Origin of the sequence: Paraburkholderia sp. (assembly GCF_035501035.1) — a bacterium.
Lineage (GTDB): Bacteria > Pseudomonadota > Gammaproteobacteria > Burkholderiales > Burkholderiaceae > Paraburkholderia.
This window is the reverse complement of sequence record NZ_DATJWR010000085.1, coordinates 1-23580: the sequence shown is the minus strand read 5'-3', so window position 1 is coordinate 23580 and position 23580 is coordinate 1. Positions and strand designations below refer to the sequence as shown.

At 65.9% G+C, this 23580-nt stretch carries 21 protein-coding genes; 7 read left to right on the top strand and 14 right to left on the bottom strand.

What is annotated here, in order from left to right; all coding sequences use genetic code 11:
• Positions 1–560 precede the first annotated feature (560 nt).
• The 3 genes from VMJ11_RS06210 to VMJ11_RS06200 all read right to left on the bottom strand — a co-directional run bounded on the left by VMJ11_RS06210 (position 561) and on the right by VMJ11_RS06200 (position 3624).
• Entirely contained in the window at positions 561–848 is a 288-nt protein-coding gene (locus VMJ11_RS06210; protein WP_325618011.1) for a winged helix-turn-helix domain-containing protein, read from the bottom strand.
• A 79-nt stretch (positions 849–927) separates the two neighbouring features.
• On the bottom strand, positions 928–2706 hold the full coding sequence (locus tag VMJ11_RS06205; RefSeq protein WP_325618009.1) for a tannase/feruloyl esterase family alpha/beta hydrolase: 1779 nt from the start codon (positions 2704–2706) through the stop codon (positions 928–930).
• 252 nt (positions 2707–2958) lie between these two features.
• Complete coding sequence (locus VMJ11_RS06200; protein WP_325618007.1) at positions 2959–3624, bottom strand: substrate-binding domain-containing protein; 666 nt, start codon at positions 3622–3624, stop codon at positions 2959–2961.
• A 559-nt stretch (positions 3625–4183) separates the two neighbouring features.
• On the opposite strand from VMJ11_RS06200, the gene VMJ11_RS06195 reads away from it, so the two are divergent.
• Positions 4184–5338: an epoxide hydrolase gene (locus VMJ11_RS06195; protein ID WP_325618005.1), complete on the top strand. Its 1155-nt coding sequence runs from the start codon at positions 4184–4186 to the stop codon at positions 5336–5338.
• A gap of 27 nt (positions 5339–5365) precedes the next feature.
• Here VMJ11_RS06195 and VMJ11_RS06190 read toward each other — a convergent pair whose 3' ends face one another.
• On the bottom strand, positions 5366–6328 hold the full coding sequence (locus tag VMJ11_RS06190) for a fatty acid desaturase (protein WP_325618003.1): 963 nt from the start codon (positions 6326–6328) through the stop codon (positions 5366–5368).
• Positions 6329–6493: 165 nt separating this feature from the next.
• On the opposite strand from VMJ11_RS06190, the gene VMJ11_RS06185 reads away from it, so the two are divergent.
• The gene (locus VMJ11_RS06185) at positions 6494–7318 is read left to right on the top strand and encodes a phosphate/phosphite/phosphonate ABC transporter substrate-binding protein (protein WP_325618001.1); all 825 of its coding nucleotides are present in this window, start codon (positions 6494–6496) and stop codon (positions 7316–7318) included.
• Positions 7319–7349: 31 nt separating this feature from the next.
• Here VMJ11_RS06185 and VMJ11_RS06180 read toward each other — a convergent pair whose 3' ends face one another.
• Together VMJ11_RS06180 and VMJ11_RS06175 are read right to left on the bottom strand one after the other, a co-directional pair.
• On the bottom strand, positions 7350–7577 hold the full coding sequence (locus tag VMJ11_RS06180; protein WP_325617999.1) for a hypothetical protein: 228 nt from the start codon (positions 7575–7577) through the stop codon (positions 7350–7352).
• A complete protein-coding gene (locus VMJ11_RS06175; RefSeq protein ID WP_325617997.1) occupies positions 7574–8992 on the bottom strand; it encodes a YeiH family protein in 1419 nt (472 codons plus the stop codon). The genes VMJ11_RS06180 and VMJ11_RS06175 overlap by 4 nt, the downstream gene beginning before the upstream one ends.
• 355 nt (positions 8993–9347) lie before the next feature.
• Here VMJ11_RS06175 and VMJ11_RS06170 point away from each other — a divergent pair, with 355 nt between their 5' ends.
• Positions 9348–10148, top strand: a complete 801-nt coding sequence (locus tag VMJ11_RS06170; protein ID WP_325618076.1) for a MetQ/NlpA family lipoprotein — start codon at positions 9348–9350, stop codon at positions 10146–10148.
• Between the two features lie 125 nt (positions 10149–10273).
• Here the strand turns inward: VMJ11_RS06170 and VMJ11_RS06165 are convergent, their stop codons facing one another.
• From VMJ11_RS06165 to VMJ11_RS06150, 4 genes are all read right to left on the bottom strand, one after another.
• Positions 10274–11647 (bottom strand): LLM class flavin-dependent oxidoreductase, encoded by a 1374-nt coding sequence (locus tag VMJ11_RS06165; RefSeq protein WP_325617995.1) that lies wholly within the window; start codon positions 11645–11647, stop codon positions 10274–10276.
• Complete coding sequence (locus VMJ11_RS06160) at positions 11647–12924, bottom strand: SfnB family sulfur acquisition oxidoreductase (protein WP_325617993.1); 1278 nt, start codon at positions 12922–12924, stop codon at positions 11647–11649. Before VMJ11_RS06160 ends, VMJ11_RS06165 begins: the two co-directional genes overlap by 1 nt.
• Before the next feature lie 5 nt (positions 12925–12929).
• Positions 12930–14180: an SfnB family sulfur acquisition oxidoreductase gene (locus tag VMJ11_RS06155; protein ID WP_325617991.1), complete on the bottom strand. Its 1251-nt coding sequence runs from the start codon at positions 14178–14180 to the stop codon at positions 12930–12932.
• Between the two features lie 186 nt (positions 14181–14366).
• Positions 14367–15278 carry a DMT family transporter gene (locus VMJ11_RS06150; RefSeq protein WP_325617989.1) on the bottom strand — a complete coding sequence of 304 codons (912 nt, stop codon included), beginning with the start codon at positions 15276–15278 and terminating at the stop codon, positions 14367–14369.
• Between the two features lie 127 nt (positions 15279–15405).
• On the opposite strand from VMJ11_RS06150, the gene VMJ11_RS06145 reads away from it, so the two are divergent.
• The 3 genes from VMJ11_RS06145 (at position 15406) to VMJ11_RS06135 (ending at position 18938) form a co-directional block, all read left to right on the top strand.
• A complete protein-coding gene (locus VMJ11_RS06145; RefSeq protein WP_325617988.1) occupies positions 15406–16320 on the top strand; it encodes a LysR family transcriptional regulator in 915 nt (304 codons plus the stop codon).
• Between the two features lie 176 nt (positions 16321–16496).
• Positions 16497–17894 carry a dihydrolipoyl dehydrogenase gene (locus VMJ11_RS06140; protein WP_325617986.1) on the top strand — a complete coding sequence of 466 codons (1398 nt, stop codon included), beginning with the start codon at positions 16497–16499 and terminating at the stop codon, positions 17892–17894.
• A gap of 60 nt (positions 17895–17954) precedes the next feature.
• Entirely contained in the window at positions 17955–18938 is a 984-nt protein-coding gene (locus VMJ11_RS06135) for a zinc-dependent alcohol dehydrogenase family protein (RefSeq protein ID WP_325617984.1), read from the top strand.
• A 30-nt stretch (positions 18939–18968) separates the two neighbouring features.
• Here VMJ11_RS06135 and VMJ11_RS06130 read toward each other — a convergent pair whose 3' ends face one another.
• On the bottom strand, positions 18969–19928 hold the full coding sequence (locus VMJ11_RS06130; protein ID WP_325617981.1) for a methyltransferase: 960 nt from the start codon (positions 19926–19928) through the stop codon (positions 18969–18971).
• Between the two features lie 306 nt (positions 19929–20234).
• Between VMJ11_RS06130 and VMJ11_RS06125 the strand changes: the two genes are divergently transcribed.
• On the top strand, positions 20235–20495 hold the full coding sequence (locus tag VMJ11_RS06125) for a hypothetical protein (protein WP_325617979.1): 261 nt from the start codon (positions 20235–20237) through the stop codon (positions 20493–20495).
• 273 nt (positions 20496–20768) lie between these two features.
• Here the strand turns inward: VMJ11_RS06125 and VMJ11_RS06120 are convergent, their stop codons facing one another.
• The 3 genes from VMJ11_RS06120 to VMJ11_RS06110 form a co-directional block, all read right to left on the bottom strand.
• Positions 20769–21938, bottom strand: a complete 1170-nt coding sequence (locus VMJ11_RS06120; RefSeq protein WP_325618074.1) for a multidrug effflux MFS transporter — start codon at positions 21936–21938, stop codon at positions 20769–20771.
• Between the two features lie 218 nt (positions 21939–22156).
• Positions 22157–22783: an NADPH-dependent F420 reductase gene (locus VMJ11_RS06115; RefSeq protein ID WP_325617977.1), complete on the bottom strand. Its 627-nt coding sequence runs from the start codon at positions 22781–22783 to the stop codon at positions 22157–22159.
• Between the two features lie 13 nt (positions 22784–22796).
• Positions 22797–23580 (bottom strand): SDR family oxidoreductase (locus VMJ11_RS06110; protein ID WP_325617975.1); only part of this gene is annotated, 784 nt, incomplete at its 5' end.

Genomic DNA, 23580 nt, shown 5'->3' with positions numbered 1-23580 from the left:
TCTCCTGTTCGTTCTGTGGTCTGCCGCTCATGGGCCGCCACCACGGCGGCGGTGTCGCGCCCCTCGCCGCGCGAAGCGTCAGTGGTCTTGCCGAACGCGAATGCCAAGGTGGTTCCATGGGGGGAGGCAAACCCTCCGATGGCCACCTCCACGGCCGAGTCGAATTGCTATCGGTAGACGGCGAATCGATTGGGGAATCCACACGCCGTCGACGGGACGATAGGGGGATGCATTCCGGCTTGAAAGTGCGGGTTAACCACATACTCGATGCACGCTCACCGACCTCTTTCTCGAGCTCCAGAGCACGCAGATACGCGACATAGCCCTGAAAGCCGCGCCGCGCCAAGGACCCGGCGGACCGCGCCTGCGCTTTGCCTGTAGCGCCCTGGCCTGGAATCGGATCCAGCGGGATAAGTAAAATCGATGCTCTCCGAAGGGATTCGCAAACGGCGGGACGATCGTGAGGAATTCAGAAGTTGCTTCACCGCGGAATGCGAACGCGTTTGCCTCGTCTTTCAAGCTGCCGGTGAAGCAATAGTCGCTGCAATCTCCCATGCAATCTAGTTATCGCAATTCCCGCGAGGCGCACTATCGAAGCGCACCACCATGCCCCGGCGCGTCTTTGCGACGAGCAACCCTCGTGTCACGGCGTCGCGCATCGCACGGTTGACCGTGTTCACGTGCACCCCGAGAAAGTCGGCCATATACCGTTGCGAGCGCAGGCCGTCGCCGGTGCGAAGCTCGCCTGATCCTATGGCCTCTTCGAGCGCGAAGACGATTTGCCGCCATATCGGCATGCCGTTGAATGAAAGATGCGGAATCCAGTTCACGCGAGCAGGCACTTTCATTTCCCCAAGGAAAAAAGCAGGCACAAAAGCAAGCCAGCCCCGAAGGGCTGGCCGGTTCAACCGCTAATGGCGAGCGTGCTCAAGGCGCCGCAACGCCCTGCGTGGTCGCCGCGTACGGCGTGTAGAAGCTCGAACCCGCCCAGGTGTGCGTCGGTTCGTTGTACAGCGGCGAGCCTTGCGTCCAGTTCGCGCCGTTGTGCCAGTCGCCAGTACCCGTGAATTGCGCGACCGCCGGATACGGATAAACCGGGCGGCTGGCTGTCACGTTGTTCGACGAATCGGTCTGATACGTCATGACCGCGTTCGGCGCCGTGCCCTGTTCGACCCAGCCCGTGATCTGCGACACGAGGTCGATGTTCGGGAAGCCCTCGCCGCCGCCGCAGTGCCCCACGCCGGGCACGAGGTACAGGCGCGCGAACTCGCTCACGTTCGATGCACCCATCGTGTTCTGCATGGCCTCGTAGTACTGGATCGTGAAGAGCGGCGAGATGTGCTGGTCGGCCCAGCCGTGCCACAGGATCAGTTTGCCGCCGGCCTTCTGGAACGCCGAGAGGTCGGGATTCGTCGCGTCGTTGAGCGGGTGGTTCGCCTGCAGGTAGTTCGTGTAGAAGCTCGCGTCCTGATAACCGAAGGTGTCGATGGTCGGCATCGTCGGCGTACCCGTGAAGATCAGGTTGTACGCGCCCGTCACGATCATGTAGCTGAAGAGACTCGTGACCGGCACCGGCGCCGCCGTGGAGTTCGACGTCGGGACTTCCACGCCAATCCAGTTGGCTTCCGAGCCGAGCTGCGGCGAGCCGGCCAGCATGCGCTCACCCGTCGTCGCATCCACCGGGCCGCCATAGATCTTGCTGGCGGTGGCGACCTCGGCCGCGGTCAGGCAGTTGCTGGTGTTCGTCGCGTTCTGTGCGCACTGGATCGAAGCGGGATCGAAATTGCAGGTGCGCGGGTCGGCCAGCAGACCATCGGGCACGCCAGCCTGGCCGCCACATGCGGCCACCACGGCCTTGTGCAGCACGAGCGCCTTGTCGGCATAGAGAACGGCGTTGCCGGTGCTGTCGCCAGTCGTGCTTTGCGACTTCACGCTCCAACCGTGATACAGCGAGTTCTGGATCTGGAAATGAGCGGCCGGTGCGCCGGCGATGATGCCGTTATAGTCGTTCGGGTAGCGCTGCGCCGCCATGAGCGCTTCGCGGCCGCCGTCCGAGCAGCCAACAAAATACGCATACTTCTGCGCCTGCCCGTAGTAGGCCTTGATGAGCTTTTCCGCCGTGAGCGTCGTGATGTGTTGGCCACGATACGCGAAATCGGCCTGCTTTTGCGGGTCCGTGGTCCAGGTCGAGTCGTTGCCCGAGTGGCCCATATCGGTGGCCGCCGTCACGAAACCGCCTTCCTGTACGAGCGGGCAAGTGTAGCTGAAGCTGAACGACGATTGCTGGGTCGGGTCGCTGACATTGCCGCACAGGCCGCCGCAGCCCAGTTCCGCGAAGCGCTGGGTCCAGCTGCTCACGGGCAGCGCCACTTCGAACGTATTCGAGGGCGCAAGCGTGCCCTTCACGGTGCAGAAGTTGACCGACGCGCCATTGATGGTCGCCGTCGTCACCGTGGCCGAAGTGATCGAGCTACCCGCACCGCCAATATCGGTGATATCGATCGCTGCCAGCTTCGAGCAATCCACAACGGGGGCAACGACCGAGAGTGGTGCTTTCGCGGAATCGCCGCTGCTGCTACTGCCGCTGCCACCACTGCCACACGCGGCGACGAGGGTGACCGTAGCAAAGACGGCGATTAACGTGAGCAACGACGCTGCACGCGCTCGCGCGCTGGCGTAAATCCGCGTGGTATGCAGGGTTCTCATGCGTTCCTCCTGTAGTTGTCTGCCTTCATGTTCTTTTGAATCATTTTTCACGCCTCCAATTCTAATTTTTCTGATTAGGATTTCTAATTGAAATAGATGTATAGACTCCAGGATATCGGGTGTCCAATCTGATCGCGTTGTTGCTCCTTCTCTTTTTCTTATTGCCGCTTATTGCCGTCTTATTGCCACCTTACCGCCCCCAGTGCCCCCCCTTCGGTCGGGCACTGGATCCCCGCAGCAGGCCTCGCGCGTTCAGGCGTCTCCCACCGGCTCCATGCCATACGCACGCTTGGCTCTTTCAGCGCGCTCCGACGCAAGAAACGCGAGAAAATCCGCTGCCGCCTGCGGCTGCCGCGACACCGCACAGATCGCCGCGGAAAAGACCGTGACGAGTTGTGCTCCGGCGGGCAGCGGCCCGAGCACGTCCACGCCCGCCACGTCCTTCAGTTCGCTCAATTGCTGGAACCCGATCTCGACTTCGCCCTGTGCAATCAGGCTCGCCACCGGCACGCCCGGTTGCGCCTTCACGAGACGCGGGCGCAGCGCTTCAGCTATACCCCAACGCTCGAACAGACGCATGAGATGGTCCCCGCTCGGCCCCGTCGAATAGCCGACGCGCGCCGCGCGCAGAATCGTTTCGCGCAGCGCGCCCTCCGTGCCAACGTCCGGGCACGGCGCACCGGCCGCGACGGCCACCGCCATGCCAGAGCGAACTACGTCCGTGCGCGGGCCGACAACGGCCCCTTGCGCCGCCAACCGGGCGATCGCACCGGAAGCCAGTACCGCGAAGTCGAACGCCTCGCCGCCTTGCACGCGCCTCGCAGCCTCGACGCCGCCAAGCGACGTAACGTTCACGCGACACCCCGAGTCGCGCTCGTATAGATCGGCGAGGTCGGCCAGCACCAGCCGCGTCGCCATGGAGCCAACGCCCGCCAGCGGAGCGTTACTGTTTGCGTCATCGTTTGTCATTGACTTCCGTTTCAGTCGGTATCGTGGGTATTGCACAAGGCCGCCTCATCTGGCGGCTGCGCCACGCCTCTAGTGTCTTGGGCGCCATGGTGTCGCGGCCGTGAATGTCGATGATCATTGAGCCCCCTGCTACTGGTGAATCGTCCGGAAGCCGGCCCAAGAGGGAGCCGCGATCGCTACGGTACGAATTGGCTGCGCCACGCTAATAGCCAGGGCTATTACCTAGATTCTGCAAAAATGTCGCCCATGTAAACCGCTTCGATTAGGCGCCTGCACCCCGAAAATGCCGCGAACCACGGCGCCTGCGGGTTTCCCGCGGCGCCTGGACGTGCCGGTGCCGGGGCAGGACGCACCATCGAGCCCCCGAATCCGGATAAATAAAACGGATGCCTCGATAAACACCCGGGAAGCGCGGCAGTCGAAATTCGACCACGCCCTCCCCGTCACACGCCAATGCGTGCGGAGGAATTCACTCATAATGAATCGCCATTTCCCCGGATGAAGCGCCATGCATATCGACCCATTCGAAATTCGGGTGTCCGATGACGCGATCGACGATCTGCGCCGTCGTTTGCGCGCCACGCGCTGGGCATCCGTTACGCCTTCGCCGGCGTGGCAACAAGGGACAGAAAATGCCTGGCTGCGCGAGCTGGTCGCGTACTGGGCAGACCAGTTCGACTGGCGCGCCGCCGAACGCGCGCTGAACCGGCAGCCACAATTCATCGCGGACGTGGGCGGCCAGCGCGTGCACTTCGTGCACAGGCGCGGCGTTGGGCCAAGGCCCTACCCGCTCGTCATCACGCACGGCTGGCCGGGCTCGTTCGCCGAACTTCACGCGCTGCTCGACCGACTGTGCGATCCCGCTGCCTTCGGCGAGGATGCTGAGCAAGCCTTCGATGTCGTCGCGCCGTCGCTGCCGGGCTTCGCGTTTTCGCCGGCGGCTGCGCTGCCCGGCGCCTCGGCATGGCAGGTGGCCGACCTGTGGGCCTCGCTGATGCGCGCTCTCGGCTACAAGCGCTTCGGCGCACAGGGCGGCGATCTGGGTGCGGGCGTGTCAGTCGCGCTGGCCTCGCGGCACGGCAGCGCCGTGGACGGCATCCACCTCAACTTTCTGCCCACGTCGTACGAGCCCGCAGTGGATGCCGCAAGCGCCCCGCTCACGCCGGCAGAGCAGGACTATCTTCGCGAGAAGGCTGAATGGGCCGCGGCCGAAGGCGGCTATGCGCACATGCACAGCACGAAGCCACAGACGCTAGCCGCCGCGCTCAACGACTCGCCAGCGGGACTGGCAGCGTGGATCAGCGAGAAGTTTCGTGCATGGAGCGACTGCGACGGTGTGATCGAACGCCGGTTCACGAAAGACACGTTGCTGACGAATCTCTCGCTCTACTGGTTCACGGGGTGCATCGGCTCGTCCGTGCAAATGTACTGGGAAAACCGGCTGCAACCCCTGCGCTTTGCAGCGGGCCAGCGCGTGTCGCCGCCCGTCGCCTTCGCGCGCTTTCCCAGGGAGATCAATCACCCGCCAAGGTCGTGGCTCGAACGCGTATTCAACGTGGCGCAGTGGACCGACATGCCCCGAGGCGGCCATTTCGCGGCAATGGAAGAACCCGATCTCCTCGCCGCCGACATTCGCCGCTTCTTCAGGCGCTTGCGCCAGTGAGCCCGCTGGGCCGCACGGTGAAGACGCTCACCGCGCAGCGCTGTCGCAGAACGGATGCGCGGGCGCGTCGGTTGCCCGCCATGCGTAGCGCCTGAACAGCGAGGCATAGCCGCCGATCACGAAGCCGCCGCACTTGCGCCGATAGTCGTCGCGACGCATGCGATAGGCACGTGGCAGATGAAACCAGGGCAGCCCCGGCAGATCGTGATGCACGAGGTGATAGTTGTTGTTCAGATAGAGGAGCCGCATCACGAGCCCGGCCTCGTTGATGGCGATACGCGCCTTGGGATGCGTCGCCGCGCGATGCTCGTACAGCGAGCGAACCATCGCGAGCCCGAGCGCCGGCCACGTAATCGCAGCCAGGTAGTACCACCACGGCACCCCCGCATAGCGCTGGACCCACGTAAGCAGCAGCGCGACGGCGGCAACGTGCGTGAGCCATGTAGGCGCATGGCGCCAGTCGCCGTTGCGCAGCGCCCTCGCCGCGCCAACCAGCATCCCGGCAACGCTCATCGGCGGCCCGATCACCACGCGCCCGACGAAACTCTTGCGCGCGTGCCAGAACACGCGCCGCCAGCGCGGCAAGCGGGCCCATTGCTCCGGCAGCACGTAGTTCGTTTCGGGGTCGATGCCGGGCACCGTCAAGGCTTCGTCGCGATGATGCGCCATGTGGCTCTCGCGGTACAACGCATAGGGAAACCACACTGCCAGCGGCGGCCAGCCGAGCGCCATGTTCAGCCATGCGAAACGTGTGGGATGGCCGTGCAGCAGCTCATGCTGCAGCGACATATGCCAGGCGCACAGCACGATGAGCCATGGCGTGGCGGCGAAAGGCGAGAGATGGCCCGAGTGCACGTTCGATAGCACGGCAACCCATCCCCCATAAATCACGACGATCAACAGCCAGGTTGGCCATTGCGTGCGTGCGGTGAAGCCCCTTCCCAGGGTCGCGATTTCACTTGCGTGGTCTGCGTCGAAGTATTCGGCCATGTTCGCTGATTCCGGCTGCAACGGAAGCCGCCCTCGATACGGAGAGCGAAGCGTCTCAGGCCATCCACCTTAACCAACGCACGGCGCTTCACAAAGCAACGAATTGCCATTTGCTTATCTCGACTTGCGCGAGGCAAGCGGGAATTGCCGGCGTAGAATGCGCGCATGAGCCGCTGGACCGTCTCCCTGCCGATGTATAACGTGACGCCACAACACGCCGTGTTGTGGCGCTCGCTGCTGAGCGACTGCCTCGTGGCGTATTCGCGCGCGGTTGGTCCTGTCGACGTGTCGATCGCCGACGCGCCGGACGGCGAATTGTTGCCGCACTGGCGTCGCGAAGATCTGCTGCTCTCGCAGACTTGCGGTTACCCGTACCGGATGCTCGGTCTCGCCGACGAAGTCCAGTTGATCACAACACCACTGTTCGACGCGCCAGGTTGCGAAGGGCCGCGCTATCGCAGCACGCTCGTCGTCTCGACTTCGGCGTGGGAGCATGGCGCAACGACACTGGCCGCATGCCGCGGCCTGCGCGCGGCGTGCAACAGCGTGGATTCGCATAGCGGCATGAACGCATTGCGCCACGCCGTTGCGCCTCATGCACGTGATGGCCGCTTCTTCTCCTCGGTACTTTGGACGGGCTCGCACGCCGCCACGTTGCAGGCCCTTTCGAGCGGCGCTGCCGACGTTGGCGCCATCGACTGTGTCACGCTCGCGTTACTGCGCGACGCGGGTTTCGCGCCGCTTCGCGGCGTCCGCACGATCGGCATGACGGCATCCGCGCCGGGTCTTCCGCTGATCGCTTCGCGTGCCCTGAGCGACCATCAAGCCGAGGCGCTGAGCGATGCGCTCGACGAAGCGCATGCTGCGGCGCCCGAGCGGTCGCGAACGCTACGCCTGCGCGGCTTTGCGAGGCTCGCGGGCGATGCGTACGCGGAAATAGAGGACATGGCCAACACCGCCGCGCAACTCGGTTATCCCGAGCTGCGTTGAACATTGGTCGCACGAAGCGCGAGCGAACGCGTCAGGCGGCCCGCAAAACGAAAGCCGCACAGCGGTCCTCGGGCAGCGTCAGGCGATCGTGCAGCAGGCACAGCCGGCTAGCGCCGACACTTGCGCCATACGCCGACCCGAAAGAAGCCAGCCCCGCGATGCGCGCTTCGAGCACGGCAGGGTCTGCGGCCCAATGCTCGCAGCGCGCGCAGTTTTCCGCGTGCGCACACGCGTGCACCGCTGGGGAATTCGTGCTCATTTGCCAAGCGCCAGCCAGTAAGGCGCGAACACATGCGCCGAAAGCAGATAGCCGATCACCACGTTCACCGCCACGCCCGCGGTAAAGGCCACGAAGGGCCTCGCACCGGTAGCCGAAAGCGCGGAAAAGCGCGTGGTGAGGCCAATGCTCAGGAAGCAGAACGTGAACGCCCACGTGCGCAACGCGACGATAGGCGCAATGAAAGCCGGCGTCACGACGCTACGGTAATCGGCGAGCGTGTAATGCGAGGCGACCCACGTGACGAACGCCGAAGCAATCACGAAGCCAATCACGAACTTGGGAAAGCGCGTCCAGATTTCGCGGGCGCGCGTCGTGGTCTGCACGTTGTCGCCCGATTCGCGATCCCACCGCGTGGTGGCCACGATGGCCAGCACGAAGGCCCAGATGCCGATCCAGATATCGCGGCCCACCACCTTCATCAGCACGAACGCCTGCAGCGCCGCCTCGGGCGCCCCTGCCACCGCGCCGGAGGCATGACGCGCGAGATCGCCATAGGCCTGGGCTGCAGCGATCCCCGCCGCATCGGCGAATTCGGAGGTGCCGATCCATGCGCCGGCAATGCCGGTCGGCAAGCCGAACGCACGTGAGAGCGCGGGCAGCGCGAACACCATCACGATCGCCCACACCACCACCAGCGTGATCGCCACCGAGGCTTGCTCGCGCCGCGCACGCACCGCGCCGGCAATGGCGATGGCAGCCGACACGCCGCACACCGCGCCGCCCACACCCAGCACCGCCGCGAAGCGCTGCTCGATCTTCAGCGCGCGCGCCACGCCGTAAATGACGAAGAACGTCACGAGCGAGACGATGCCCGCCTGCCCCACGGCAACGGGACCGGCCCATGCAATCAACGTGAGCGGCAACGTCGCGCCGAGCAGCACGATGCCGACCTTGATATAGAACTCCACGCGCAATGCCGGTCTGAGCCAGGCTGGCGATTTGAAAACGTTCGAGACGATCAACCCCAGCGCCAGCGCGAGCAGCGGCGGCTCGAGATTGAAGCGGCTGGCCTGCGCCCACGCGCCCGCGATGAAGATGAGCGCGGAGACCACGAAGAGGACGAGGAATCCTCCGAGGAATTGCGCAACCGGCAAGCCGAGCGCGGCAATCGCCACGGTGAACACGACCGCGAACGCGACAAAGAGCGCCAGATAACCCACCGCATGCGCGGCGAGGTCTGTGCCGAGCGCGCCGAAGTCGTTCCAGCGCGCGGGCGCGACGGCGAGGCTCTTGATGCTGCCGCCCGAAGCAAAAAGCGCCCAGGCGAGCGCGATGGTGAAAAGCGCGATCGCAACCGCCCACCAGTCCTCCGTGCCGAACGGCCTGCGCTGCGCCGTGACCGCCTGCCCGTCGGCGTGCTGGCCGCCTTCTGCCGCAAGAGTCGTATTGCTCATGTCTTGTTTTCCCCTGTTCAAACCCCGTTTGTGGCATTCGATGCGTCGCCGGTTTTGTCGCCGCGTCCGCGCCCGCAACACATCCCGCCGCGGGCGCTTCGCGATTCAGTATGGAATGCTGAGCGTCGAAGCGGAAATGACTTATTCCTCTATGCTTATGGCGCGAAAGGCACTTCGCGCTCGCCGGAAAGGCCTTCGCAGTCGATACGACAACTTTACCTGCACCAAAGCGACGCTTTTATATAAGCAATTCTCCCGAAATTGGTTGTACGCTCGCAGCTCGCTCTCTAGGATCGCCACATCTTCAACTCATCGAATGACGGATCCTATGAACAAAAGAACATTGCTGGGAACGATGCTGGCTTCGCTCGCACTGGGCGTGAGTCTCGGGGCCGCGCCGCTCGCGCGGGCGGCGGACCAGACCGTGCGGATCGGCATCATGTCGGGCGAGGACGAGGACGTTTGGCGCGTGGTCGCCGCGAACGCCGCGAAACACGGACTCTCGGTCAAGGTGACGACGTTCTCCGAATACACGCAGCCGAACGAAGCGCTCTCGAGTCACGACCTCGACGCCAATTCGTTCCAGCACAAGCCCTATCTCGACGCGCAGATCAAGGCGCGCGGCTATCGCATCGTGCCCGTGGGCTACACCTACGTTCAGCCGATCGGGCTTTACTCGCACAAGGTGAAGTCGGTGGCGGATCTCCCGCAGGGTGGCACCATCGCCGTGCCGAACGATCCGAGCAACGAAGGCCGCTCGCTGCTGCTGCTCCAGGCGCAAGGGCTCATCACGCTGCGCCCCGATGTGGGCCTCCTGCCCACTGCGCGCGATATCGCGAAGAACCCGAAGAACCTCCATATCAAGGAGCTCGACGCCGGCATTGTCGGCCGCTCGATCGACGACGTGGACGCCGCCGTCATCAACACGGACTGGGCGGTCAAGGCTGGCATCAAGATTCCGCAGGACCGTATCGCGCAGGAGAAGGTGAGCGGCAATCCGTATCGCAACTTCATTGCCGTCAACGAGAAGGACGCCAACGCGCCGTGGGTGCATGCGCTCGTGGAAAGCTACCAGCAACCTAATGTGGCCTCGGAGATTCTCGCCGTTTATCACGGTGCCACGCTGCCCGCGTGGAAGGACGCGCCGCAGCAGTAAGCACGCCAGCGGCAGAAGATCAAAACCGATCGCCGGTGATTCGGATGACGAATCACCGGCGATTTTTCATGGGGCGTGCAATGCGAAGACCGGCGGCCCACCTCATGAGAGGGAGCCGCCTGCACTCATGCCGCCTCCGTCACGCGCCGGAACCCGGCTCCCACGTGCCGCTCGGGCAGCGTGGACTCGGCGCCAAAGAGCTTCTGCCGCAGGGTGCCAGGGGCGTACGCGGTCTTGTATCGGCCGCGCGCCTGCAGTTCCGGCACCACGATGTCGACGAAGTCCTCGTAGCTCTCAGGCACGACAGTACGGCTCAGGTTGAAGCCGTCCACGTCAGCCTCGTCGATCCATGCCTGCAACTCGTCGGCAATCTGCGACGCGCTGCCGACGATCGCCGGATAACGCCCGCCAAGCTCGAACATCTCGAGTAGCTTGCGGCGCGTCCAGCCGTGCTGCTTCGCCGTGCGCGTGGCCGACTCGATCGCGTTGCCCGGCGCGTAGTCGACGGGTTCATCGAGGTCGTACTGCGCGTAGTCGATACCCGTGCTCGAAGCAAAATGCGCGAGACCCGCCTCGCGGCTCGCGTACTGTCGGTAGTCCGCATACTTCTCTCGCGCTTCGCGCTCCGTCGCGCCCGGCACCACGGCCGCGCCCACGAACACCTTCACGTCGTCGGGCCGGCGACCCGCGAGCACCAGTTGCTCGCGCAATGCGCGCACCGTCTCGCGCGCCGCGGCGCGATTGGGCGGCGAAATGAATACGCATTCGGCATGGCGCGCGGCAAAGCGCTGGCCGCGCCCAGAACTGCCCGCCTGGAATAGCACTGGCGTGCGTTGCGGCGAAGGTTCCGCGAGGTGATAGCCGTCCACGCGGTAGTAGCGGCCCGAATGCTCGACGCGATGCACTTTCGCGGGGTCCGCGAACACGCGCGCGGCCTTGTCGCGATGCACGGCGCCGGCTTCCCAGCTTCCCTCCCAAAGTTTGTAGAGGACTTCCAGGTATTCGTCTGCGCGCTCATAGCGTTCATCGTGCGGCAGTTGCTGTTCCAGCCCCATCGCGCGCGCCGCGCTGTCCAGATAGCCCGTCACGATGTTCCAGCCTATGCGGCCTTGCGTGAGGTGATCGAGCGTGGAGAAACGCCGCGCGAGCAGATAAGGCTGCTCGTAAGTCAGATTCACCGTCACGCCGAAGCCCAGATGCTCGGTGACGGCCGCCATTGCCGGTACGAGCAGCGTAGGGTCGTTCACCGGGAACTGGATCGACTCGCGCAGCGTCACGTCCACGCTGTTCTGGTAGACGTCGTAGACGCCCACGATGTCGGCAAGAAACAGTCCGTCGAAAAGCCCGCGTTCCAGCGTGCGCGCGAGATTCGTCCAGTATGCGAGTTGCCGGTAATCGGTGGAGCGGTCGCGCGGATGCGTCCACAGCCCGTGATTGATGTGGCCCACGCAATTCATGTTGAACGCGTTGAGCAGGATCGGCTTGTTCGTATTCGCCATCACAAAGCTCCATGCCGCGGCGGCAGTTTGTCGTTGAGGTAGAAGTTGCCCACCGCGTGGTATTTCCAGCGCACGGGGTCGTGCAGCGTGTGGGTGCGCGCGTTGCGCCAGAAGCGGTCGAGACCGAGCCCGTCGAGCGTCGCCGCCGTGCCCGCCAGCTCGAACAGGCGCGAGCCTGCGTCGAGCGAAATCGTGGTGGTCAATGCCCGAGCTTCGGCCACCGCAATCGAGGCTTCGGCTACGGAGCGCTCGTCGGGAGCGGCCTGGGCGGCATCGACGAAGCGGCCCGCGCGGCGCACGAGCGCTTCGGCCGCGGTGAGGCGCGCCGCGAGATCGCCGAAGTGGAAGACGGTGAGCGGATCGTCGGCCGCGCGCTCGACCTTCGCGTCGATCCAGGGCCGCGAGCGCTCGCGCACGAACTGCAACGCGGCTGCGAACGCGCCGCGCGCCTGCCCGAGGTCGATCGCCGCGTGAAGGATCTGCGCGAGCGGCCCGATTGTCGTGGCGCGCTCGAACGAGCGCTGGAACGGCACGATCCATTCGGGCTCCACGCGCACGCCCTCGAACTGCACGGAACCGCTGCCCGTCACGCGCTGGCCGAAGCCGTCCCAGTCATCCGTGATCGTGACGCCGGGCGTGTCGCGCGGCACGAATGCGAGGTAGGTCACATCCTGGCCCGCTTCTTCGGCGACCACGAGCGTGGGTATCCAGTGTGCGTAGAGCGCGCCCGTGCAATAGAACTTGCGGCCGTCGATGCGCGAGCCGCGTGCGTCGCGAGTGAGCCGCGTGCGGCGTTTGAAGTCCTTCTGGCCGATCTCGGCGAGCGCATTGCCGAAACGCTCGCCCGCGAGCACGCGGCCATAGAAGAAGCGCTGCTGCTCCGCACTGCCGCCCACGCGCAGCACTTCCAGCGCGTAGAAGTGATTCTGCGGAATCTGGCCAAGCGAGCCGTCTGCAGCGGCAATGGTCGCGGTGACTTCGGCGAGCGTGCCGTTGCTCACGCCCGGGCCGCCATATTCGCGCGGCACGGTGATCGCCCACAGACCGCTCGCGACGAACGCATCGAGCTCGTCCCAAGGCAGGCGGCGCTCGCGGTCGCGCAGCGCCGCTTCGGGCGCGAACGCCGCGGCGAGCCGCTGTGCGGCGGCGAGCGTGGCCTCGTCGTCGGCGAGACGGGTGGGCGCGGATACAGGCGCGGCACGACGTTGCGCGCCGGCCGTTTGGGTTTCTGCTTGCGCTTCAGCCTGCGTTGCGGTGAAGGTGAATTCGGTGCTCATGGTGCTCAATTCCAGGCATGGCGCGCGGGCAGCGCCTGATTCAGGTGATAGTTCCCAAGCAGATGCAGCTTCCAGCGCAGCGGATCATGCAGCGTATGCGTGCGCGCATTGCGCCAGTGGCGGTCGAGATTGTGGGCGCCGCGCGTGGAGGCGGAGCCGGCGAGCTCGAACAGCTTCTCGCTCGCTTCGAGAGCAAAGCGCGTGGTCAGCACCTTCGCTTCGGCCACGGCAACCGAGGCGCGCGCGCTGGCCTGAGCATCGACGGGCCGAGCCGCGATCTCATCGAGCGTTTGGCCCGCATGACGCAGCACCTCCTGCACCGCGTGAAGATCGATCTGCAAGCGGCCGATATCGGCGATGACATAGGGATCGTCCGCTGCGCGCTCGACACCCGAGTCGATCCACGGCCGGGCATGCGCGCGCACGAACGCAATGGTGTCCGCCACCGCCGCCTCGCCGATGCCCAGATCGATCGCGGCCTGGATCAGCTGCGAAGTTGGGCCCGTGAGCCCGGGGCGATCCGCAAGTCGCCAGATCGGCAGCACGTCGTCGGGATTCACCACCACGTTCTCGAAGATCACCGTGCCGCTCGCCGTCGTTCGTTGTCCGAATGAACTCCAGTTGTCGATCACCGTGAGGCCCGGCGCGGTACGGGGCACCCAGACCTGTACCGCGCGCCCGGCGTCATCGATTGCTCGGGCCGGCACACGGTGTGCGAACAGCGCGCCGGTCGAGTAGAAGCGTTGGCCGCTGAGGCGCAAGCCGTTCGGCGTCGAAGTGAGCCGCGTCGTGCCTTGCAGGATGGTGGCGGATGCCGCCGAGCGCCGTTCCGGCCCAGCATTGCCGAGCCGGCGGCCCGCCAGCACTTCGCCATAGAAGCGTGCCTTCTGCTGGGCGCTGCCGGTTTCGCGCAACACGCCCAGCACACCGAAATGATTCTGTGGAATTTGCCCAAGGGCCGGATCGGCGGCGCAGAGGATCGAGAAGACTTCGGCGAGCGTCGCATGCGAAACGTCCGCGCCGCCGTATTCGCGCGGCACCGTGATCGCGCCTAGTCCGCTCTCGGACCATTGATCGAGTTCGTCCCACGGCAGCACGCGTTCGCGGTCGCGTCTGGCCGCGCCCGGCGCGAAGGCATCGGCGAGTGCGCGCGCGGCGGCGAGGGCTTGGGCGTCGTCGGCAATGCGCCTCACGCGGGTGGCGTCGGGAAGCCGCGGCAAAGGCGCGGCATCGGCAGAGTAAGCTGGGGTCGACATGGCATTCCAGGGCAAGCCGGTTACGTCGCCTGTTCGCTCGCCCGCACGGTACGCGGCACCGGTTTGTCCCGGCAAGCACGGCTGTGGCGTCGAACAGGTCCAGCTGCCAATTGGAACAGCCCGGGTCGCAATCCCCTACCAGTTAATTCGCAATTGCATATCAGCTTTGCGGATGTGTAGGCCGCCCTACGCTTGCACCGTCTCCTGCACGGCAACCTGCGGCGCCCGCTTGAGCGCAAGCAGCGAAGCCGCGACGATCAGCATGCCGCCAATCCACGCGGGCAGCGAAAGCCTCTCGCCAAGCCACACGCACGCGAACAGTGCGCCGAACATGGGTTCGCTCCCCATGAGCAGCGCCACGCGTGTCGGGCTGCTGCGGTTCACGGCATGGTTCTGCACGAAGAACGCGAACAGCGTGCAGCCCACGACGAGGTAGATCACGGTGCCCCAGAACATGCCGTGCCCCTGCCAGTGAGGCAGCGGTTGCCACTGCGCGGGCGCGACGGTGAGCGCGAGCGCGGCGCAGCCAGCCGAAACGACGGCGGCCTGCACCGCCGTCATCGTGAGCGGCGGCACGGCGCCCGCCTTCATCACGCGCTTCGCCGCGCAGCTCGTCAACGCGCGTAGCAGCGCGGCCAGCATGACGAGCAGGTCGCCGGGGCTCGCCGCGAAATGGCCGCCGGTGAGCAGGAACGCCCCGAACAGTGACAAACCGGCCGCCGCCCATTCGACACGCCGCGGCGCGCGCTTGAGCCACGCCCACTCCACGAGCGGCGTGAGCACCACGCACAGGCTGATGAGAAACGCCGCATTCGAAGCGTTCGTGAGCGACACGCCAAACGTCTCGGCCAGAAAGATCCCGAGCAGCAGCACACCCGCGCCGACCACACCGAAGCGCTCGCGCCATCGCACCTGACGCAGCCCGCTCAGCGCCGGCGAGAGCAGCACGAACGTGAGGCCGAAGCGCAAGGCGAGCAGACCCAGCACCGGGTAAGTGAGCAGCGCACCCTTGACCACGCCGTAGCTCGTGCCCCAGATGAGGGCGACGGCAACGAGCAGCAAATCCACGGTGCGGGAAGTACGGTTCAGGGCATTCATGGGGCGAAAGGAGGGTCGAGGAGTCAGCGGTCGAGCCCATTGTCCGATAATGCCCATGAAGCGATAATCCACCTGCTTGGAACATCATTCATGCTCCAAATGCACAGATGATTTCACCTCGCCAGCCATGAACCCTGCCGACCTCCTGCCTCTGCTGCCCGATCTGGCCACCTTCGCCCGCGTGGTCGAAGCCGGCAACTTCTCGGTGGCGGCGCGCCAGCTCGGCAGCACGCCCTCGACGGTGAGCCGCCAGATGCAGCGGCTAGAACGCGCGCTCGGCACGCGCCTCGTCGAACGCTCCACGCGCAGCCTGCGGCTCACCGAATCGGGCGCGGAAGTCTACCGGCACTGCGCCGATATGGTCGAAGCCGCCGCGAGCGCGGCGGATGCCGCCAGCCGCCTGACCGGGCGGCCGCATGGCCGGGTTAGCATCAGCGCGCCCATTTCCTTCGCGCAGAGCGTCATCCATCCGCTGATTTCCGGCTTCCTGAGGGCCTACGAGGAAGTGGCGGTGCAGCTCATCTTCACCGACCGTGACGTCGACCCGGTGCGAGACAACGTCGATATCGTGATCCGCCCCACACCCACGCCGCCGCCGGGACTCGCGGCGCGGCGTCTCGGCACGCTGCAATGGATGCCCTGCGCTTCACCCGCGTATCTACGCGCGCGCGGCACGCCGAAGCACCCGAAGGATCTTGCGCGGCACGACTGCCTCTATCTGGGCGAGACGCCCGACGACAACCGCTGGGCTTTGCGTCGCGGCGCGCAGACGCACATCGTCGAGGTGCGGGGCCGCTATATCGCCAACGACGTGGGCGCAAGGCGCGATGCGGCCCTGAACGGCTGGGGCATTGCGAGCCTGCCCGAATTCGCCGCGGCGGAAGCGCTGCGCGAGGGCCTGCTCGTGCGCGTGCTGCCCGAGTGGTCGCTCGAGCCGCGCGCCTATAGCGGCCCCGTCTGGATGCTGTATCCGCCCAACCGTTTTCTTCCGCCCAAAGTGCGCGCGCTGATCGACTGGCTCGCGCAGCAGATGCCGGCCTGACTTTCCCGCAGCGCCCGGCGACCCGGCCTCGACAAGCGCCCTGCCTCGGCCACGGATTCGCATCGCCGGTGAGACGTTCGGGCATGAACTTGAGTCGCCCCGACATTCACCGCCGTGCCTGGACCACCTAAAGTGTGTCCTGCAAACGAAAGCACGAACCCCGGAAAGGAAACGCCATGCAAACCCTGCGAACGGACGTCGCGATCATCGGGGCCGGTACGGCCGGCCTGTCGGCCTATCGCGCCGCGAAGGCGGAAGGCGCGAGCGCCATCATCATCGAAGGCGGCGCTTACGGAACGACGTGCGCGCGGGTGGGCTGCATGCCGTCCAAGCTCCTGATCGCCGCAGCCGAAGCCGCGCATGCCGTGAGCCTCGCGCCACGTTTCGGCGTGCTGCCGCACGGCATGGAGATCGACGGCAAGGCCGTGATGGCGCGCGTGCGCAGCGAGCGGGACCGCTTCGTCGGGTTCGTGGTGGACGGCGTGCACGCATTGCCCGAGGCCGACCGGCTAGTCGGTCATGCGCGCTTCATCGACGACGGCCTGCTGCAGGTCGGCGAGCACACGCGACTGCACGCGAAGAGCGTCGTGATCGCAACAGGCTCGACGCCTGTCGTGCCCGATGCGCTCAGCGGGCTCGGCGAGCGACTCATCGTCAACGACGACGTGTTCGCCTGGCAGGACCTGCCGCGCAGCGTGGCCGTGGTCGGTTCGGGCGTGATCGGCCTCGAGTTGGGCCAGGCGCTCGCGCGGCTCGGCGTGCGCGTGACGCTCTACGGCGGCTCGCATGGCAGCGTCGGGCCGCTCACGGACCCGAAGCTCATTGATGAAGCGCACCGGCTTTTCGGCGAGGAACTGCATTTCGAAACGCAAGGGCGCGTCGTATCCGCAACGCGCACCGACGAAGGCGTGACGCTGCGCTACGCACGCGCCGATGGCACGCACTCCGAATCAACGTTTGATTACGTTCTCGCGGCGGCGGGCCGCCGTCCCGACGTGGCGAACCTCGGTCTCGCGAACACCTCGCTCGAACTGGACGCGCACGGCGTGCCGCGCTTCGCCGCCGATACGCTGCAAGCCGGCACGGCGCCCGTGTTCATGGCTGGCGACGCGAACGGCGTGTTCCCTGTGCTGCACGAAGCAGCGGACGAAGGACGCGCGGCGGGTCGCAACGCGGCGCGCTTTCCTCACGTGGAGCCCGTCGCCCGCCGTGCACCGCTTGCCATCGTGTTCGGCGATCCGCAGATCGCCATGATCGGCAAGCACCACCGCGAACTGACGCAAGGCACTTTCGTGACGGGCGCGGTCAGCTTCGAGGACCAGGGCCGCAGCCGCGTGATGCTCAAGAACCACGGTCTCGGCCACGTGTACGTCGATCGCGCGACGCGCCGCTTCGTGGGCGCGGAATGGCTCGGGCCGGCCGCCGAGCACATCGGCCACCTGCTCGCGTGGAGCTTGCAGATGGGGTTGAGCGTGGACGACATGCTGGCGATGCCGTTCTATCACCCCGTGGTAGAGGAAGGGCTGCGCACAGCGTTGCGCGACGCCGCCTCACAACTGGACCGCAAGGGCTGAGCCGATTGCGCAACACCTCCCTTTAATGAAACGAAACGAAAATCAACGGACACACCAGCCATGAAAGCGCTCATCCTCAACCACTACGACGGCCCACTCGAACTCGCCACGCTCGATCGTCCGCAACCGCAGGCGGGACAGGTGCTCGTGCGCATTCACGCGGCGGGCCTCAATCCGCTGGATGTGAAGATTCGCGCTGGCAAGGCCGCGCACGCAAAGCATCCGGTTCCGCTCGTGCTGGGTATCGACATGGCGGGCGTGGTGGAGTCGGTCGGCGCGGGGGTCACGCGATTTGCGCCCGGCGATGAGGTGTATGGCATGACGGGCGGGGTAGGCGGCATCCAGGGCACGCTCGCCGAATATGCGGCCGTCGATGCCGATCTGCTTGCGCGCAAGCCCGCGAATCTCTCGATGCGCGAGGCGGCCGCCCTGCCGCTCGCGTTCATCACGTCGTGGTCGGGCATCGTCGATCGCGCGCATCTACAGCCGGGACAGACTGTGCTCGTTCAGGGCGGTGCGGGCGGCGTGGGCCACGTGGCTGTGCAAATTGCGCGTGCGCTCGGAGGGAAGGTGTTCGCGACGGCCAGCGCGCGCAACATGGGCGTCGTCGAGCAACTGGGCGCGACACCCATCGACTATGGCGCGCAAAACGTCGAGCAGTACGTCGCGGCCCACACGGCGGGCGCGGGCTTTGATCTCGTGGTCGATACCGTTGGCGGCGCGACACTCGACGCCTCGTTTGCCGCAGTAAAGCACTTCGGCCATGTGGTGAGCGCGCTCGGCTGGGGCACGCACGCGCTCGCCCCGCTGTCGTTCCGCGCCGGCACCTATTCCGGCGTCTTCACCCTGCTGCCGCTGCTGACCGGCGAGGGGCGCGAGCATCACGGCGAGATCATGGCCGAGGCGGCGCGGCTCATCGAGACCGGCGAGGTGAAGCCGCGGCTCGATCCCCGGGAATTCAGCTTCGCCAATGCCGATGAGGCACACCAGGCCGTGCAGTTGCAGTCGACGGAGGGGAAGATCGTCGTGGGGGTTTCCGGGTGATCCGATGGACTCACTGGGCTCTTGCCGGCGCTACCAGTCCGACATCAGTCTCGTTTCCGATTTCTTGATGGTATGGAAGCGCAGCAACTGGAGCGCGCCGGTTTCCAGCGCCTTGAGCCGGTCCGCCCAATAGGCCAGCTCCGCCTCGAGTTCGGAAGAGAAGGCCCGCGCCGTCGCCAATTTGGCCGGATCTCCTTGCGCCAGCTCGGCCCAGCCCCGCAGGATCATCTGCCGATAGCTGTCACCGATATCCTCGGTCGCCTGCACGTCGAGGCTGAGCTCGCGGAAGCGCCGTTCATATTGCTCGGCTTGCCAGAATTCCAGCTCCTCCCCGCTGAAAGGCTTCAGGCGCGGGTCGTTCGGCTTCACCCCCGGTGCGAGGACGAAATCCGTGATGCACAGCTGTCCCTTGGGCCTCAGGGATTTCTGCAGCTTGGCCAGAAGCTCGTATTTGTTCCGATAGCGATAAAGCGCTTCCGCCGACAAGATGCCGTCATAGCTGTTGGGAGGTAGATCGAAATCGTCGGGGACGTAGAGCTGCATCTCCGTCTTGCGGTCGAGCCCGGCCATGGCGGAGAGCTGCTTGCCGGCATGGGCGAGGTCGCCTTCGATTTCATATCCCGTCGTCCGGGCCTCGCATTCGGCAGCGATCGTGCGCACGGCGCCGCCAAGATTGGCACCGAACACCATCACGTTCTTGCCGGGATCAAGGCCGAACGGTTTCACCAGCGCCGAGACATGGTCCGCGCCGCCGGGCATGCCATGGTCGGCACCCCAGATCACCTGCATCACCCGGATGCGGCCGTTCTCCCATTCCGCCAGGGGAGCGACCAGCGACGTTTCGGCGCGCGGCGCCTTCTTTTGCACCCGCGACTTCATTGCCCGCGGCCCCGCAACGATCAGGTCCTCGGGTTCGACGCCGTTCCACCAAGCACGGAGTCGCAGACCGAGGCCGATGCGGGGCTTCGTCGACTTCGGCTGAGCTGCCAAGATTCCCTGCGCTTCGAGATGAGCATCGTACGGCGGCGGCCGGCCCGGCGGCCGACGGCCGACGTTCGGAGGCCTTCCAGACCGGCCGGATACTGCCCGCCTCGCTGCGGTATAGCCCCCAATTCCGATCATTTCGTTAATCCGCGCCGCCGCAAATGCGCGGCGAATTTGCTGCTTATTGTTGGCTAGACCAACACGTCCGACCCTTGCAGGCTGCGCCAAGGCTGGCGAACTGGTTTCTGGTCGGAGGCTGTAACCTTGGCCCTTGCCGGTGCGTACCACCCCGAGAGACCAGGGGCATGGAACATGGCAACCATCAGCGCCAACTACCCGCAACCGGTTCTGGTGAACGGCTTCGTCTGTCGCAACTGCACCGACGTCGATAATGCGAAGAGGCATATCGACCCGGCGCATCCGAAATCGGGGCCCTATGGCATCGATGCCGCCACCGACCCGACCAATCCGAAGCGCTTCATCCAGTCCGGCGGCGGCCTCACCGGCACGCCGACCAGACCCGCCAAGAACGCCGCGCAGTCCACCGGACAGCTCGTCGATATCCAGGCATGAGATCGAAGTCTACCGGCGCCGCGTCGGGCTGAGGCTTCGGAGTATCCACTGCCCCGAACGTGCGATGTGGCGTCCCAGCGGTGACGAAACCGATAACTGGGAGTTCATCGCTACGATCGGCGGATCGAGGGCGATTTGTTGTTGAATTTCTGTGCTGATCCGCTCGCAGGGTGCCGGCTTATCCCTGGCGAAATGAGGCTCGCCCATTGCTCAGCATGCCCCGCGATACGAACTGGTGTTCCCCAAGGGGATTTCGCCGTGCCCCCATTCCCGCTAGTGGTCCTGCCGACGGTGTTCCGCGCGTATCAGCCCAGCACTCAGCACGCTGCCGATGCCGGCAAGAGCGATCACCCAACCCATCGCCCAGGGCGTGCCATCCGTGAAGGCGCCGACGAGCCCTGAACCGATAATCCCGCTCCCGTACTGCAGCGCCCCGACCAGTGCGGACACGGCGCCCGAACGACCGGGGAAATGCGAGAGCGCGCCGGAGATCGAGTTGGCCACGATCAACCCGCTGGCCGCGACGAAAATGAACAGCGGGACGGCGAGCCCCCACAAACCGCCCCAACCGCTCCAGGCCGCCGTCGCGACGAGGATGCCCGAGGCGGCGCCCATGATCGTGCCGGCGGCGAGCAAGCGGTCGCCGCCGAAGCGAAGCACCAGGCGGGAATTGAGCGTGTTCGTCGCCATGATCCCGGCTATGCCCGCCGCGAAGAGCAAGCCGTAAAGCTGCGCCGGCACATGGTGATACGCGATGAACGCGAAGGGCGTGCCGGCGATATAGGCGAACACGCCGCCATAGAAGAACGCGCCGGCCCCGGCATAGCCGAGCAGCCGGCGGTGGCGCAGCAATTCGCCATACTGCAGGAAGGCCCGGGCCAAGGGCACACCGTTGCGCCGCTCTGCCGGATGCGTTTCGGGCAACGTAAAGATCGCGGCGATGGTGATCAGGCCGAGCACCACTAATACCCAGAAAATGGCGCGCCAGCCTGCGAGCACCAGGATCTGGCCGCCCGCGAGCGGACCGAGCAGCGGTGCAATCGCCATGACGGTGATCAGCGTCGAGAGCATCTGTGCGGCCCGGCGGCCCGAATAGAGATCGCGCACCATAGCCCGCGAGAGGACGACGCCGGCCGAGGCCCCGATCGCCTGCACGATGCGCCAGGCGATCATGGTCGCGGCGCTCCCGGCGAGGGCGCAGCCGGCCGACCCGATCACGAACAGGGCGACCCCGACGGCGACCGGCGCGCGCCGTCCGTAGCGGTCGCTGACCGGCCCCCAAAAAAGTTGTCCGAGGCTGAAGCCGATCAGGTATCCGGAGACGGTCCATTCCACCAGGCCGGTGCTCGCCTGGAGCGCGAGTCCCATCGCGGGCATGGCGGGGAGATAGAGGTCGGTGGAGATCGAGGCGAATCCCATCAGCAGACTAAGGATGCCAAGCACCCACCAGACCGGCTTCTGCTCTTCACGACGCTGTTCCGGAATCGGATGAACGATCGCGGCAGCGTCGCCGGTTGCGACGGGCACGGTATCGGAAACCGACCGGCACGCATCGACCGCGGTACAGACCTTGGAAAGGTCCCGCTTCGAAAGCACTTGCATCGGTGTCACAGCTCCTGGGCGCTCTCGTGAAGCGTCGCTTGATTTGGCGTGAGTCAACGTCAGGCGGGGTCGGCCAGTCCCAGCAGGCGGCGCAATTTCTCGAGGTTCGTGTTGGCGCGGAATCCCGGTCCGTGACGCTGGAAGCTCCGGGCCGCGGCGAGATCGCCGACGATCAGCGGCTCGCATCCGGCGTCCCGAACCAGCTGGACCGCGGTATCGACGGCGGCCCTGTCGTCTCCGGCCACCGGCACCGCCAGCCGCTCGCCGCGCCCTTCCGCCGATGCCTCGACCGCCGTCGCATCGACGGCGCTGAAGGCGCGCACCAGCCGCGTGCCGGGCAGGAGCCCCGACGAGAACAGGCCGACGCCCGCTTTCTCCGCATCCCGGGCAGACGGCTCCGATGGCCAGGGATTGGCGGCGTCGAGCACGATCTTGCCCTGCAAGGCCTGGTGATGGTCCCGCCCGATCGCGGCCAGCGCCTCATAGGGCGTTGCGATCAGGACCACGGATCCAAAGCCGGCCGCCGCGGCGGCAGTACCGACGGAGGCACCGGAACCGAGATCCTTCAGTTCGTTCTTCAGGCGCTCGGGATGCCGGGACGAGAACAGCACCTCGTGACCCGCCTTGACCCATTGCCGGCCGACCGTGCCGCCGAGCCAACCCGCACCAATGACACCGATACGCATCGATCCAACCTGTCTATTTCGCCGAGGGCTTGGCGGTCTTCGGCGCGAGCTCGCCATACCAGTAGGAGGCCGTCACGCCACCATCCATGAGGAAGTCGCTGCCGGTGATGAACGCGCCGTCCGCGCCCATGAGCAAGGCCCCGACGTTGCCGACCTCGTCCGGCGTGCCGGCGCGTCCGGCCGGGCAGAGCTCGATCATGCGCCGATAGCCCTCGCCCCGGGGACCGGTCAATTCATCATTCGCGAGCGGGGTGATGATGATACCGGGACTGATTGTATTGATCCGCGCGCCGCGCTTGCCCCATCGCACGGCTTCAGCCATGACCCGCAGCGAATTGCCCCGCTTCGACAGCTGGTAGGCGTGCAGCGGATCCTTCACCGCGGCCGGCTGGAGAAACGGCAGGGCCAGCAATGCGTCGGCCGGTGTCGTCGCCAGGGCCTCGTTCTGCTCCGCGGTCAGGGCGCCGAGACGATGCCCGGACTGCGAGGCGATCACCACGCCGGCGCCGCCCCGGGCGATGACCTTGCCGAACGACTCCAACACCACCGCGGTGCCGTAGAGATCGACCGCGAGGATGGTTGCCGGAGACGCCTGCGAGGGCGAGACGCCGGCGGCGTGGATGAGGCCCGTGACGTCGCCGAGCACGGTGGCGTTCTTGACCAGCGCATGAACAGATTCGCGGGACGAGACATCGACCTTCGCCGTGCTCACCTTGAATCCTGCGTCGCTGAGAACCTTGGCTGCAGCACCCGCATTCTCTTCGCGCAAATCGGCAAGCAAGACGTGCTTGCCGGCG